This window comes from Streptomyces sp. NPDC057950 (assembly GCF_042887295.1).
Lineage (GTDB): Bacteria > Actinomycetota > Actinomycetes > Streptomycetales > Streptomycetaceae > Streptomyces > Streptomyces kaempferi.
Genome location: NZ_JBHVPP010000017.1, coordinates 40,916 through 54,575, shown reverse-complemented (window position 1 = coordinate 54,575; position 13,660 = coordinate 40,916). Strand labels below are relative to the sequence as shown.

The 13,660-nt window shown below is 72.8% G+C and carries 11 protein-coding genes and 1 pseudogene; 10 read left to right on the top strand and 2 right to left on the bottom strand.

The window, feature by feature from the left end; translation table 11 throughout:
• Nucleotides 1–2: 2 nt before the first annotated feature.
• From ACFVTC_RS26510 to ACFVTC_RS26480, 7 genes are all read left to right on the top strand, one after another.
• Nucleotides 3–890 carry an ABC transporter permease gene (locus ACFVTC_RS26510; RefSeq protein WP_390130987.1) on the top strand — a complete coding sequence of 296 codons (888 nt, stop codon included), beginning with the start codon at nt 3–5 and terminating at the stop codon, nt 888–890.
• Nucleotides 890–1,885 carry an ABC transporter ATP-binding protein gene (locus tag ACFVTC_RS26505; protein WP_390130985.1) on the top strand — a complete coding sequence of 332 codons (996 nt, stop codon included), beginning with the start codon at nt 890–892 and terminating at the stop codon, nt 1,883–1,885. The genes ACFVTC_RS26510 and ACFVTC_RS26505 overlap by 1 nt, the downstream gene beginning before the upstream one ends.
• Nucleotides 1,882–2,745, top strand: a complete 864-nt coding sequence (locus tag ACFVTC_RS26500; protein WP_390130983.1) for an ABC transporter ATP-binding protein — start codon at nt 1,882–1,884, stop codon at nt 2,743–2,745. The genes ACFVTC_RS26505 and ACFVTC_RS26500 overlap by 4 nt, the downstream gene beginning before the upstream one ends.
• A gap of 184 nt (nt 2,746–2,929) precedes the next feature.
• Nucleotides 2,930–4,270, top strand: coding sequence for an LLM class flavin-dependent oxidoreductase (locus ACFVTC_RS26495; protein ID WP_390130982.1), 1,341 nt, complete (start codon nt 2,930–2,932; stop codon nt 4,268–4,270).
• Nucleotides 4,271–4,501: 231 nt separating this feature from the next.
• Entirely contained in the window at nt 4,502–5,530 is a 1,029-nt protein-coding gene (locus ACFVTC_RS26490; RefSeq protein WP_390130981.1) for an LLM class flavin-dependent oxidoreductase, read from the top strand.
• A gap of 1 nt (nt 5,531) precedes the next feature.
• Nucleotides 5,532–6,332: an alpha/beta hydrolase gene (locus tag ACFVTC_RS26485; protein WP_390130979.1), complete on the top strand. Its 801-nt coding sequence runs from the start codon at nt 5,532–5,534 to the stop codon at nt 6,330–6,332.
• A gap of 145 nt (nt 6,333–6,477) precedes the next feature.
• On the top strand, nt 6,478–6,993 hold the full coding sequence (locus ACFVTC_RS26480; RefSeq protein ID WP_390130977.1) for a flavin reductase family protein: 516 nt from the start codon (nt 6,478–6,480) through the stop codon (nt 6,991–6,993).
• 63 nt (nt 6,994–7,056) lie between these two features.
• Here the strand turns inward: ACFVTC_RS26480 and ACFVTC_RS26475 are convergent.
• Nucleotides 7,057–7,799: pseudogene (locus ACFVTC_RS26475) on the bottom strand (SDR family NAD(P)-dependent oxidoreductase).
• A 542-nt stretch (nt 7,800–8,341) separates the two neighbouring features.
• Between ACFVTC_RS26475 and ACFVTC_RS26470 the strand changes: the two are divergent.
• Both ACFVTC_RS26470 and ACFVTC_RS26465 read left to right on the top strand, forming a co-directional pair.
• A complete protein-coding gene (locus ACFVTC_RS26470) occupies nt 8,342–9,274 on the top strand; it encodes a hypothetical protein (RefSeq protein WP_390130975.1) in 933 nt (310 codons plus the stop codon).
• A gap of 340 nt (nt 9,275–9,614) precedes the next feature.
• Nucleotides 9,615–11,909 (top strand): FUSC family protein, encoded by a 2,295-nt coding sequence (locus ACFVTC_RS26465; protein ID WP_390130973.1) that lies wholly within the window; start codon nt 9,615–9,617, stop codon nt 11,907–11,909.
• 129 nt (nt 11,910–12,038) lie between these two features.
• Here ACFVTC_RS26465 and ACFVTC_RS26460 read toward each other — a convergent pair whose 3' ends face one another.
• Nucleotides 12,039–12,680: a TetR/AcrR family transcriptional regulator gene (locus tag ACFVTC_RS26460; RefSeq protein WP_390130972.1), complete on the bottom strand. Its 642-nt coding sequence runs from the start codon at nt 12,678–12,680 to the stop codon at nt 12,039–12,041.
• Nucleotides 12,681–12,857: 177 nt separating this feature from the next.
• On the opposite strand from ACFVTC_RS26460, the gene ACFVTC_RS26455 reads away from it, so the two are divergent.
• On the top strand, nt 12,858–13,436 hold the full coding sequence (locus tag ACFVTC_RS26455) for an ester cyclase (protein ID WP_390130971.1): 579 nt from the start codon (nt 12,858–12,860) through the stop codon (nt 13,434–13,436).
• The last annotated feature ends 224 nt before the right edge of the window (nt 13,437–13,660 follow it).

The following is a 13,660-nucleotide window of genomic DNA, read 5'->3' as shown; positions in this document are numbered from 1 at the left end:
CCATGGTGCGCCACGTCCTCACACTCGCGTCCGGCCGGATCGCCGTCGCCGTCCTGACCGTGATCGCCCTGCTCGCGGTCCTCGGACCGCTGCTCGCCCCGCATGACCCCCTCGCCACCAGCGACCACACGCTCGCGGCCGCGTCGGCCACCCACTGGCTCGGCACGGACCACCTCGGCCGTGACGTGCTGAGCCGGCTGCTCGACGGCTCCCGTGTCAGTGTGCTCGGCTCGCTCGAGGTCGCCCTGATGGCGCTGGTGGTCGGCGCGGTCCCCGGCATCCTGTCCGTCTACCTCGGCCGGGTCTTCGAGTGGGTCACCCTCCGCCTGGCCGACACCCTGGTCGCGCTGCCGTTCCTGCTGTTCGCGGTCGCGGTGATCGCACTGCTCGGCAACGGCATCACCCAGGCCATGTTCGTCACGGGCGCGTTGGTCTCCCCGCTCTTCTACCGGGTGGCCCGCGCCGCCACGCTGGCCGTGGCCCGCTCGCAGTACGTGGAGGCCGCTCTGGTCTCCGGTGCCTCGATCGGCTGGATCGTACGGCGCCATGTGTGGGTCAAGGTGCTTCCGCCGATCGCCGTCGCGCTCGCCCAGACCATCGGCGTCGGCTTCATCATCGTGTCGAGCCTGACGTTCCTGGGCATCGGGGTCCAGCCTCCCGCGCCCACCTGGGGCGGTCTGCTCGCCTCGGACCTCGGCTACCTCAGCTACCAGCCGTGGGCCCCCCTCGCCCCCGCGCTGCTGATCATGGTGACGGTCTGGGCCGCCAACCTGCTCGCCGACGCGATCCGCGACGTCTCCGGAGAGGCCGGCCGGGCGTTCGTCAACAACCGCAAGGCACGCGCCAACCGCCTCGGCAAGCCCGATCCCGTTCCCACCGGAGGTGCGTGATGACGACACTGTCCCAGAACACCGCCCACGCGAGGACCCACGGTGCCGCGACCGCGGACGCGGCCGGTACGACCGCCGCGACCCCGACGGGTACGACCGCTACGACCGCTACGACCGCTACGACCGCTACGACGAGTACGACCGGAGCAACCGCCACCGCGGGTACGACCGGGGCGACAGCCGCGCCCGTGCTCGCCGTCCGCGGGATACACATCAGTGACCTGGCCGGCGACCGGGAGTTCGTCCACGGGGTGAGCTTCGAGCTCACCCCCGGCAAGGCCGTCGGCATCGTCGGCGAGTCCGGCAGCGGAAAGACCCTCACCTGCCGCGCCGCGCTCGGCATCCTGCCCCCGCACTTCGAGGTCACCAGCGGCTCGATCGAGATCACCGGCACCGACATCGCGACCCTGACCCCCGAGCAGTGGACGGCACTGCGTGGTGCCACCATCAGCGCGGTCTTCCAGGACCCCGCGTCCTACCTCAACCCCTCGATCCGGGTGGGCCCGCAGATCGCCGAGGTCGTCCGGGTCAAGAAGGGGCTGAAGCGGCGGGAAGCGCGCCAACGCGCCGTCGAGCTGCTGCGGGCGGTGCAGTTGCGCGACCCGGAGCTGGTCTACGGCCAGTACACCCACGAGCTCTCTGGAGGCATGCTCCAGCGTGTCCTGATCGCGGCGGCGATCGCCGCCGATCCGCGGATCCTCATCGCCGACGAGGCCACGACGGCGCTCGACGTCACGGTCCAGGCCGAGATCCTCGACCTGCTCGCCGAATTGCGTCAGCGCGCCGGTCTCGCCCTGGTGGTCGTCTCCCACGACCTAGCCGTCGTCGCCCAGCTGTGCGACGAGGTACTCGTGATGCGTCGGGGGGAGGTCGTGGAGCACGGTCCGACCGAGGCGGTGCTCCACCACCCACGGCACGAATACACCCAGTTACTCATCGCCGAACACGAGCAGTACGGCCTGGAGAAGTTCCTCACGCCGACGGAGGCCTCATGACCGCCGCACTCCCCCGGGAGGAGTCCGCCGGGACACACCCGGACGCCGTCCTCGAGGTCACCGGCCTGGACGTCCACTACGGCCTGCGCCGCCGTCGTCGCCGCGCCCTGCACGGACTCTCGCTGAGCGTCGCGCCGGGCGAGACCGTCGGCGTCATCGGCGAGACGGGGTCGGGCAAGTCCACCTTCGCGCGTACCGTGCTCGGCCTGGTCCGCGCTTCGGCGGGCCGGATCGTCATCGGCGGCGAGGACGTCAGCGCGTACGGCCCACGCCAGTGGCGCGGCCTGCGCCGCCGCGGTGTGGTCCAGTACGTCTTCCAGGACCCGCTGCGCAGCCTCGACCCCGACCTCACCGTCGAGGAGTCCCTGGTCGAGCCGCTGCTCGTGCAGGGCGTCGAGCGCGCGGAGGCGGCCGGCAGGGTCCGTACCTTCCTCGCCCGTGTGCGCCTCTCGGAGGAACTGCTCGACCGGCTGCCGGGGGAGCTCTCCGGGGGCCAGCGGCAGCGTGTCGCGGTAGCCAGGGCGCTGGTCACCGAGCCGCGGCTGGTCATCCTCGACGAGCCCGTCAGCGCTCTGGACTCCGCGAACCGTGTGCAGGTCCTGCGGATCCTCAAGGAACTCCGCGCCGACGGCGTGGCCATCGTCTTCATCTCGCACGACCTCGGGTCCGTCGCCGGGATCGCCGACCGCGTCGCGGTGCTCTACCAGGGCGAACTGGTCGAGGTCGGCGCCGCCCGAGACGTCATCACCCACCCTCGGCACGACTACACCCGTCTGCTCGTCAGCTCCGCGCCCACCCTGCGGGCCGCTTCGGCCGACCGGGCCGAGCGCGACGCGTTGCGCGCCCTGCTGCACACCTGATCGCGGCACGGAACCCGAGAAGCGCACAACCGGCGATCTCCCCCCGTCACCGGTCTCCGCAACCAGCGATCCACATAACACCACAACGCCAGAACGCCAGAACCTCAGCGCCTCAGCGCCTCAGCGCCTCAGCGCCTCAGCGCCTCAGCGCCTCAGCGCCCCAGAAGCATGGAAAGGAACAACCATGTCCCGCACCCTTCACCTCGCACTGCACCCCTACGGTGTCGGAGGCCCCGGCCAGCACGGTCTGTGGAAGGACCCGCGCGTCGCGAAGAACGCGAGCATCGACATCAACTACTACATCGCGCAGGCCAAGGCGGCCGAACACGCGCTCTTCGACGCCCTGTTCATCGTCGACAGCCAGTTCATCAACTCCACCTACCCGGCGCACTACCTGAACCGGCTGGAGCCGCTCACGCTGTTGTCGGCGGTCGCCACCCACACCCGGCACATCGGCCTGGTGGGCACGGCCAGTTCGACGTACAACTCGCCCTTCAACCTCGCCCGCCGGTTCGCCTCGCTCGACCACATCAGCGGCGGTCGCGCCGGCTGGAACGTCGTCACCAGTTTCGACACCGGAACGTCCAGGAACTTCGGGCTCGACGAGCACCTCGACTACTCCACCCGCTACGGCCGCGCGCTGGAGTTCGTCCAGGTCGCCCGGGGCCTGTGGGACTCCTACGAGGACGACGCGTTCCCGGCCGACGTGGAGCGCGACGTCTTCCTCGACCCGGCCAAGCTGCACGCGCTCGACCACACGGGAGAACACTTCAGGATCGCCGGCCCGCTCAACCTCTCCCGCTCTCCGCAGGGCCAGCCGGTGATCTTTCAAGCGGGGGTCTCCGAAGAAGGGCGCGACCTCGCGGCGCGGGTCGCCGAGGGCATCTACGCGCCGGGCGGCAGCCTGCGGCAGGCGCAGGAGTACTACGCGGACATCAAGTCGCGCACCGCGTCGTACGGCCGCGACCCCGAGCACATCAAGATATTCATCCACGGCGGCCCGCTCGTCGCCGTCACCGACGAGGCGGCCAGGCGGCGCGAGCAGGAGATCTTCGAGGAGGACAACGACTTCGGCCGCAACCTCGCGCTCCTCGGCCGTTCCTTCGGCGCCTACGACTTCAGCGGGCACGACCTCGACGCGCCGTTCCCGGACGTCGCGCACCTCGCCGAGAAGGGCGGCCGTACCGGGGCCGCCAAGCTCATCGAGCGGGCCAAGGCCGAAAATCTGACCTTGCGTCAAGTAGCTGATTCGATAAGCGAGTTCCGTCGCTCACCGTTCGTGGGGGCGCCGTCGACCGTCGCCGACACCATCGAGCGGTGGTTCGCCGCGGGTACCTTCGACGGCATCAACCTCGCCTTCCGCAACAACGAGGACCTGGAGCTCTTCGTCGACGGTGTCGTGCCGATCCTGCAGAAGCGGGGCCTGTTCCGCACCGAGTACGAGGCCGACACCCTGCGCGGCAACCTCGGCCTGCCGGTCCCGGCCAACCGGCACACACGCGAGCCCCAGCTCGTGAACGGCTGAGGACAGGATCATTTCCCCGCTGTCGGCGACGACGCGCTACGGGCCTTCCCGTCGCCGGTGCGGGCGCGGTCCTCGTCCGCGTCCGGGGAGGCGCCCGCGACGGGCCCCGACGAAGGGTCTCGTCGCGGCGGCACGGCCGGCCGGTGAGCGGGCCCGGTCACCCCGGCATCGATCCCTCTCCCCCGCGACCGGGGGACGACACGGTCCGATCCCTGAAAGGGCGAACACTCCATGACCTCCCTGACACCGCGGTGCCGACTCGGCTTCCTCACTCATGTCCAGGGCCGCGGCGACGACCTGGCCCGGACGTACCGGAACGCGCAGGAGCTCTTCGTCGTCGCCGACGAACTCGGCTTCGACACCGGGTGGGTGGCCCAGCACCATGTGCAGGCCGGTGGTGGCGGCCTCTCCTCTCCGTGGACGTTCCTCGCGCACGCCGCCGCGCGGACCACCCGGATCCGGCTCGGCACCGCCATCACCGTCCTGCCGCTGGAGGACCCGGTCCGGCTCGCCGAGGACGTCGCCGTCGTCGACACGCTCAGCGGCGGGCGGGTCGAGATCGGCGTGGGCAGTGGCTACAACGACACGGAGTACGCCGCGTTCGGCCAGGACGTCGCCCGCAAGCGCGAGTTGACGAGCGAGAAGCTGAGCGTGCTGCGCCGGGCGCTGGCCGGCGAGGAGGTGCGCGCACCCGGTTTCCGCGTCCAGCCCGCGCCCGGCGACTTCACGGACCGGATCTGGCAGGGGGTCTTCAGCGGCCCCGGCGCACGGATCGCCGCCGCGGGCGGCTCGAACCTCCTGCTCAACCGCGCGGCATACGGCTTCGACGCGCCCACCGACGAGGTGCAGCGCCCCTGGGCGGACGCGTTCCTCGACGCCTGGGACCGGCCGCGCCGGCCGCGGATCGGGCTGTCCCGGTTCGTCTTCCCCGCGAAGGACAGACGCACGGCGCTCCAGCAGATCGGCGACGACGTCCACCGGGCGGCCCTTCGCCACGCGGAGGGCGGTGCCTTCCCGAAGGGCCTGAGCGTGGACGAGGCGCTGCGTCGTTTCCACTCCTTCTACGGTCATCCCGATGAGATCACCGCCGCGCTCCGCGAGGAGAAGGTGCTGCCGGTCGCGACCGACCTGATCACCCAGTTCAACCCCGCAGTCCCCGACCACGACGCCGCGATCCGTGCCCTCGAGCTCATCGCGACCGAAGTGGCGCCCGCCCTGGGCTGGAAGCCCGCGACCGTGCCCGACCTCGCAGGAGCGTGAGATGACCCAGTACACCGACCACTACGGCCCCGAAGGCCTCCGGACCCGTGGCACGATCGTCGTGGTGCCCGGCCGGGGAGAGGGCCGGGCCGCGTACGCCCGGTTCGGCAGGCGGCTCGCGGCCGACGCCTACCGCGTCCGCGTCGTCGACGCCCCGCGGATCGACGCCGACGACCTGACCGGCTCGCTGAGGCGGTTCGGCGCCGAGCTCGACGCGGCCGTCGAGGGGACCGCAGCCGAGGACGGGGTGGTCCGTCCCGTCGTCCTCGTCGGGGCCGACACCGGCGCCGCCGCCCTCGCCGCGCTCCTCGGTGACGAGGAGTCGCCCGTCGTCCGGGCGGCGGAGGCCGTCGTTCTCGCGGGTCTGCCGGGGCGTGGCGCCGACACCGGCGGCCCGGTGGACACAGACGCGGCGGGCGCGGCAGGATCCTGGGACGCCGAACTCGACGTCCGTACCTTCTGCCCGGCCCACCGAGGGGTCCTCACCGACGACTCCGGGACGCACCGGGGCTCGCTCGGCATCGCGGTGCCGGGTGCGCTGCTCGACGCGGCCCACCACGGCGACATCGCCGTCCCCACGCTGATCCTCGTCGGCGACGCCGATCCGCTCGCGGACCGGGACGCTCTCACCCGCACCGCGAAGTTGCTGCCGCGCGCCCGTCTGACGGTGGTCCGGGACGCCCACCACGACGTCCTCAACGACCTGCAGCACCGCTCGGTGGCGGCCGAGGTCGTCACGTTCCTGGAGACGGTCCGCAACACGCTGGTGCCCGTCGTCGCGGTGGAGTCGAGCGCGTGGTGACGGCCGGCCGCGTCGGTGACCGTCACCGGCGGCCCGGTACCGCGGCCCCGCGCCCGACCGCGCGGCCCGGCCACCCCACCGGGCGGACCGGATCCGTCAGCCCGGCCCGCCGATCCGTCAGCCCGACCCGCCGAAAGGAAACGGCATGACCGCCCCTGTGCACCGCGACGCGCCACCGCCGCCGGTGGCTCCCGACGGCGCGGACCTTCTCCGCGACACCCTGCGCCGGCACGCGGCCGGGGTCACGGTGATCACCTTCCCCGGCCCCGTCGGCTTCACCGCCACCTCGTTCACCTCCGTCTCGCTGCGCCCGGCCCTGGTGTCGTTCTGCGTCGGCGTCGAAGCCTCCAGTGCCCCCGCCGCCCGCCGCGCGGACCGGTTCGCGGTCCATGTGCTCGGCACGGGCAACGCCGGTCTGGCGAGCCGTTTCGCCCGCAGTGGCGTCGACCGTTTCGCCGGTGTCCCCTGGCGGGCCCAGACGGACGGTCTGCCCGTGCTCGACGGTGTCGCCGCCTGGCTCTCCGCGCGGATCACCCTCCGTCAGACCGTCGGCGACCATCTGCTGGTCGTCGGCGAGGTCGACTCGGGCGCGACCGCCGCGCAGACCACGGCACTCGTGCACCACAACGGATCGTTCGCCTCGGCGCACCCCCTGGCATGACCTTCGCCCGGCGGCTTCCCCGCAGGTGGCCGGCAGGCACCCGTGCCCCCGGCCACCTGGGACTCACGCCGCGAATCCACCGTCCACGGCGATGGTGGCACCGGTGACGTAACGGCCCGCGTCGCCCGCGAGATGGGCCACGGTCGCCGCGACGTCCGACAGCTGCCCGTAGTGGCCGAGCGCGGTGAGATCCCGCTGCATGTCGGCGCCCGGACCGCCGGAGGGGTTCATGTCCGTCTCCGTCGGACCGGGGTGGACCAGGTTGGCGGTGATACCCCGCGGACCCAGCTCGCGGGCCAGTGATCTGGTGAGGCCGGTCAACGCGGTCTTGCTGGTCGCGTAAAGGGATCCGCCGGGGAGGGCGACGCGCTCGGCCATGCAACTGCCGATGTTGATGATCCGCCCGCCCCGGCCATGTGCCGGACCGCCGCCTGGGACGCGATGAACGGCGCCCGTACATTGATGTGCAGGACCCGGTCGATGTCCTCCAGCGACAGGTCCTCGACGGCTCCCAGTACTCCGATCCCGGCGTTGTTGACCACGATGTCGAGGCGTCCGAACTCCGCGGCGACCCGGTCCACCGCCTCGCGCACCGCTGTCGGGTCCGCACTGTCGGCCCGGACGGCGCCGGCCCGGCGGCCCATGGCCCTGATCCGGCCGACCACCTCCGCCGCACGGTCCGCGCTGTCCCGGTAGGTCAGTGCGACGTCGGCCCCGTCCTCGGCCAGCCTGAGCGCCACAGCCTCACCGATACCCCGGCTCCCGCCCGTCACGATGGCCACCTTGCCGTCAAGCATCGCAGTCATGTCCTCGCTCAACTCTCTTTCGGTTTACTGGACTTGTCGATGCTGCGCCGCAGACCACCGGATGTCCGGCGGGATTCCGACGTCGCGTTAGGGGCATTACCAGTAAGTAGGACACGACCGGGCGGAGTTGTGCCGGGTGGAGTTACGGTCTCCGGCGGGGCGCGCCTCCACACACACACGCGCCCCTCGTCGGCCGTCGTCGCCTCGACGGCCGTCACGCCGGTGACGCGGGGCCGACGTATGCGCGTCCGCCACCGGAGCCATGCTCGACGACGTACGTCCCGAGGGCCCTCGACGGTCGGCGTCCGGCGCGGCACCGCCGCCCCACCGGGCCGGTCGCCCGCCCGCTCCGGCCGGGTCCGGGGGTACGAACGAGGGTCCGAGGGGGTCTGCCCGATCATGGAAAACAGCAGCAGTGACAAGATGGGCAGGTGGCACACGCATCCGCGTGGTGCCGCCCTCCGCTGTCCGGCCCGGTCACGGCCGCCGGGAAGCGGTCCGGCCCCGGGGGGGGAGAGCTCATGATGCGGGAAGGCAGGCGTATGCGGCAGGCAGGGGTCCTCGACGTGGGGTGCCACAGCGCGCTGCTGACGGTGGTGCGGAAGCCGAAGGGCGGGACGCTGGAACCCGTCCTCTCCCGGAAGGTACGACTGCGCCTGCAGCAGAGCCTGGGAGCGGACGGACGGCTGCGCGAGTCGGGCGTCAGAAGCGTGCAGCGGGCGGTGACGGAGGCCGCCTCGGCGGATCCGCGACTGCGGCTGCCCGAGGTGTTCGCGTTCGCCACCTCCGTCATCCGGGACGCGCCCAACCGCGACGAGGTCATCGACCGGGTGGCACACGCCACCGGCATCCGGCTGCGGGTGCTGCCGGGTGAGGAGGAGGCGCGGCTGGCGTACGCGGCCGCCCGAAGATGGGCGGAGCCCACCGGCGGCCCCCTGCTCGTCCTGGACATCGGTGGCGGCACCCTGGAGATCGCCTCCGGTACCGCGGACCAGCCCCGCACGGTGTTGTCGCTGCCGTTGGGAGCCCGCACCATCACCCGTGAATGGCTTCCCGGCGGCACCGTCCCCTCCAAACGCCGGCTGGCCGAGCTGCGACAGCATCTGCGGCATTCGCTGAGCTCGCTCCCCGACCTGCCCCGGGCGGAGCCGGGCGGACAGGTCCTGGCGTGTTCCAAGACCTTCACCCAGTTGTCCCGCCTCGCCGCCGCCGGGAAGAGCCGGCCGCCCCGCACGCCGCAGCGCCTGACGTTGCCCGCGCTGCGGACGACGGTTCCGCTGCTGGCCTCCTCGAGCCCGAAGCGACGTGGCAGGCTGCCCGGCATCTCGCCGCACCGCGCCGAGCAGTCGCTGGCCGGGGCCCTGATCGCCGAGGCCCTGATGGAGACCTGTGGCGTCGACAGCGTCACCATCTGCCCCTGGTCCACCCGGGAGGGACTGCTCCTGGAACGCCTCGGCGGCGCCCGCACCGCCTGACGCGGCTCCTCGGGCACGCCGCGGCCGGCCAGGAGCCGAGCGGTGCCCCCGACGGAGTCCAGTCGGGTCCCGTCGGAGTCCAGTCGGGGTCCCGTCGGGGTCCCCGTCGGTGCCTCGCCGGGGTCCCGTCGCGGCAGGGCACCGCACACGTACACGGCACGGCCTGCGCGGCGCGCCACCGGACCTGTTCGCCTCCACGTCGGCGTTCCCCTCCGCGTCCACGTCCACGTCGGCGTTCGCATCCGCGTAGGCATCCGCATCCGCGTTCGCATGGCGTTCCGCCCGGGACAGCCGTCAGACTTGCTGAGGCGGACCGCCTCGGCGACGGGAGGTGCGGCGCGTGCGAACACCGGGCCGTGTCACCCTCGGGCGCGCCCTGTCCTGGCTGCGGGCCCACGATCCCGAGCTGGCGGCCACCCGCCGGGCCGTACGCACCGCGATCGTGATGCCCGCCCTCTTCGCCCTGTGCGGCCAGGTGATCGACTCGCCCACGACGGCGACGTACGCGGCGTTCGGTTCGTTCTCCATGCTCCTGCTCGTGGACTTCACCGGGCCCATGGTGCAGCGGCTGCAGGCGCACGCGGGGCTCGCGACGGCCTGGGCCGTCCTCATCTGTCTGGGCACGCTCGTCGCCCACCGGATCTGGCTCGCGGTCCCCGTCATGGTCCTGATCGGTTTCCTGGTGCTCTTCGCGGGGGCCATCAGCTCCGTCCTCGCGGGTGCGTCCACCGCGCTGCTGCTGGCCTTCATCCTGCCGGTGACCTCACCCGCCCCGCTGTCCCAGCTCCCCGACCGGCTCGCCGGCGCGGGGCTGGCGACGGCCGCGGCGATGCTCGCCGTCTCCCTGCTGTGGCCCCGGCCCACCGCGGACCCGCTCAGCGCGCCCGCGGCACGGGTCTGCCGCGCCGCCGCGGAACAGCTGCGGGCCGACGCGTCCTGGCTGGCCGGCGGCCCCGGCACGCCGGACATGGGCCGGTGCCGCGTCACCGCCCACCGCGCCGCCGACGCCGCCGCCGAGCTGCGCGGCGTCTTCGACACCACGCCCTATCGGCCCACCGGTCTGTCCACCAGCTCACGCGCCATCGTCCGTCTGGTCGACGAACTGACCTGGCTCTGCGACATCCTCGCCGACAGCGCGCCCCCTCTCGACGCACGCCCGGCGTGCGACCCCGACGCCCACGCGGTACGACGGGCCGCCGCTGGTGTCCTGGACGAGGCGGCCGGACTCCTCCACGCCCCGATGGCCTCCCCGGACGCACTGCGCGCCGCCTCGGACGACCTCGGTACGGCCATGGCCGTCATGGAGCGCGACGCCACCGGCAGGCTGAGCGGGCACCACGCGGGAACGGCGACGCCGTCCCGGGTGCATCCGGTCATCGGGATGCTGGACCTGTCGTTCCGCGCGCAGGAACTGGGATTCGCGACGCTGCAGATCGCGGGCAACGTGGACCTCGCCGCGTCCGCCGAGCGGCGCGGCTGGCACGAACGTCTGCTGGGACGCGAACCCGGCACCCTCACCGAACCGCTGGTCTCGGCGCGTGACCGGGCCGTCACGCACCTGCGGCCGCAGTCCGTCTGGCTGCACAACAGCCTCCGCGGCGCGCTCGGCCTCGGCATCGCGGTCTCCCTCACCCACGTCACCAGCCTCCAGCACTCGTTCTGGGTCCTGCTGGGAACCCTGTCCGTGTTGCGCTCGAACGCCCTGAACACCGGTCAGAACGCGATGCGCGCCGTGCTGGGCACCCTCGCGGGTTCGGTCATCGGAGCCGGGTTGCTGCAGCTCATCGGCGGCCACAGCACCGTGCTGTGGATCCTGCTGCCGCTCGCTGTGCTCATCGCGGGCATCGCCCCCGCCGCGATCTCCTTCGCGGCGGGTCAGGCCGCCTTCACCGTCACCGTCGTCGTCCTGTTCAACATCGGCCAGAACCCCGACTGGCACATCGTCCTGATGCGGATCCAGGACGTCGCCATCGGCTGCGCCGTGAGCGTGCTGATGGCTCTGTTCCTCTGGCCACGCGGCGCCACGGCCGCCGTCGACCGCGCCCTCGCCGAGGCGTACACGGACAGCGCCCGTTATCTGGCCGGAACGGTGGCGTACGCGGTGGGCCGGTGCGGGTCCGGTCCGGCGCCCGCGGCCGGTCCTCCCCTCGAGGAAGGCCGTGCGGCTGCCGCCGCCGCACGGCGGCTCGACGACGCTTTCCGCAGCTACCTCGCCGAACGCGGCGCCAAACCGGTACCCCTCGCCGACATGACCACGCTGGTCACCGGCATCGTCGGGCTGCGTCTGGCCGGGGACGCCGTCCTCGAACTCTGGCAGCGCGCCGGAGAGGAGGACGCCGGCACCGACCGGGCGGAGGCACGCCTGGTGATCCTGGGCGCCGCCGGCCAGGTGACCGGCTGGTACGGGGAGCTGGCCGCCGCCCTGGACCGGGCCGCTCCCGTCCCGCAACCGCTGCCCCGCAATCCCACGGCCGAGGGACGGCTCGTCGAGTCCCTGCGCCGCGACCTGACCGACGAGCGGGGCCGGTCCACCGCCACGGCCGTGCGCATCATCTGGACCGCCGACCACCTCGATGTCGCCCGCCGGCTCCAACCGAACCTGGCGGCCGCGGCGGGACCACACCGTACGTCCTGACCGGTACCGCTGTGGGGGGCCGCCCCATGGCGTGGCCGTCCGCACAGGCACTCCGCCCGCGCCCGCGCACCGCACCGCACCGCACCGCACCGGACCGGACCGGACCGGACCGGCAGAAACGACGGCCAGTCAGTCCGAGCAGCGGTCGGTGCAGCGGTCCGGGCAGAGGGTGGCGACCGCGGTGCGGCCGAGCGCTTCCTCGGCCCGGTCCCAGGGCCAGCCGTTCTCGACCACCAGCGTGCGCCAGCCGGTGGGGCCGAACCAGAACCACAGGAGGTCGGCCGTCTCGTCCTCCGGACCGGGAGGCGGCGGGTTCAGGGTGTGCAGGTGGCGGGCGGCGGCGCGCAGCGCGAGCCGGTAGTCCGCGGTGGCGCGCTCCCACAGCGCCTCGCCGTGCTCGTGGACGGGCAGCGCCTTGCGGATCGCCTCGTGCACCGTGAACTGCTCCTCATTGCCCAGCCGCGTGCCGCGTGCCAGCGCCTTCACCACCGCCTCGGGTGTCCGCAGGGCGAGCACCTGTCGCATGGCCTGTTCATAGCCGGAGTCGGCCACGCCCTGGTCGACGATCCGGTCCAGGATGTCGCTCTTGCTGCCGGCGCTCGCGAAGACGGTCTTCGCGGCGACACCGGCCGCGGCCGCGATGTCCGCGACGGTCACCCGCCCATAGCCACGTCCGGCGAACAGTTCGGCGGCGCGCTGCAGGATCAGTGCGCGCGTCCGCGCGGCGGCCTGCTCCCGCAGCGGAGACACATAGGCGCGTTTGGAGGGCATCCGGACATCGTAGTCAGTATCAGCACGCCGTTTCCCTATTCATTAGGTGCCCTGTAACCTCAATAGTCGCCCGCCGGGCACACGCTGCGTGGAACACGCGCCTCCTCCGCCCCGGGCCGACTGACGTCGCCGCACAGATCGCACAGCCGGTGAGAGCCGGTGAAAGGTACGGACGCAATGGGCATGGACACCACGGGCCTGGCCCACGGGCTCTTCCGCATCCTCGAGACCGGGGATCCGGCACTGGCCGCCGAGGTGGTCGGCGAGGACTTCCACAACCGCGAAGCGGCCGTGTCGCCCTCCGCCTGCTCGATCCCGGGGCCCGCGGGGGTTCTCGCCTCGAGCGCGTGGATGCGGTCCGCCTTCAGCGACCTGCGCTTCCCCGTTCTGGGCATCGCCGGCAACGACGAGCAGGTCTGGGTACGGCTGCGGATGCAGGGCCGGCACACCGGCCCGTTCGTCCGTTTCCGCGACGGCGCCCTCGACCAGGCCATACCTCCCACCGGGCGCGAGATCGACTTCGAACAGATCCATGTGCTCGACCTGCGGGACGGAAGGGTCGTGGGTCACGAAGCGGTACGGGACGACATCACCATGCTCGGGCAGCTCGGCGTGTTCCCCCCGGCCCCGGCCACCGCCCTGCGCATGGTCGCCTGGAAGGTGACCGGACGCGCCGCACGCGCGGCCGCCGACATCACCGCACGGGCGGCCGAGGCAGCGGCCCGGCAGCCGGGCGAGCCGGCCGGGAGGCGCTGAGCCGGACGCCGCGCCGGACGCGGACCGAGGCCGGCGACCTAGCAGGGCCGCCGGTGCCTCGGTGATCCGCGCGTGTCCCCGGCCGCACGGTCCGAAAGGACACGGAAGGGGGTCGGGGCCCGCCCCGGGCGGGGGCCGGGCCCCCCCCCCCCCCCCCCACACGGCGGCAACGCGCGAAGCCGTACGGCAGGCAGCGGCCCGGCGACCGGCACGCGCCACCGATC

Coding starts and splice junctions, on each gene's coding strand:
- ACFVTC_RS26510 (WP_390130987.1), top strand. CDS start 3: ATGGTGCGCCACGTCCTCACACTCGCGTCCGGCCGGATCGCCGTCGCC.
- ACFVTC_RS26505 (WP_390130985.1), top strand. CDS start 890: ATGACGACACTGTCCCAGAACACCGCCCACGCGAGGACCCACGGTGCC.
- ACFVTC_RS26500 (WP_390130983.1), top strand. CDS start 1,882: ATGACCGCCGCACTCCCCCGGGAGGAGTCCGCCGGGACACACCCGGAC.
- ACFVTC_RS26495 (WP_390130982.1), top strand. CDS start 2,930: ATGTCCCGCACCCTTCACCTCGCACTGCACCCCTACGGTGTCGGAGGC.
- ACFVTC_RS26490 (WP_390130981.1), top strand. CDS start 4,502: ATGACCTCCCTGACACCGCGGTGCCGACTCGGCTTCCTCACTCATGTC.
- ACFVTC_RS26485 (WP_390130979.1), top strand. CDS start 5,532: ATGACCCAGTACACCGACCACTACGGCCCCGAAGGCCTCCGGACCCGT.
- ACFVTC_RS26480 (WP_390130977.1), top strand. CDS start 6,478: ATGACCGCCCCTGTGCACCGCGACGCGCCACCGCCGCCGGTGGCTCCC.
- ACFVTC_RS26470 (WP_390130975.1), top strand. CDS start 8,342: ATGCGGCAGGCAGGGGTCCTCGACGTGGGGTGCCACAGCGCGCTGCTG.
- ACFVTC_RS26460 (WP_390130972.1), bottom strand. CDS start 12,680: ATGCCCTCCAAACGCGCCTATGTGTCTCCGCTGCGGGAGCAGGCCGCC.
- ACFVTC_RS26455 (WP_390130971.1), top strand. CDS start 12,858: ATGGGCATGGACACCACGGGCCTGGCCCACGGGCTCTTCCGCATCCTC.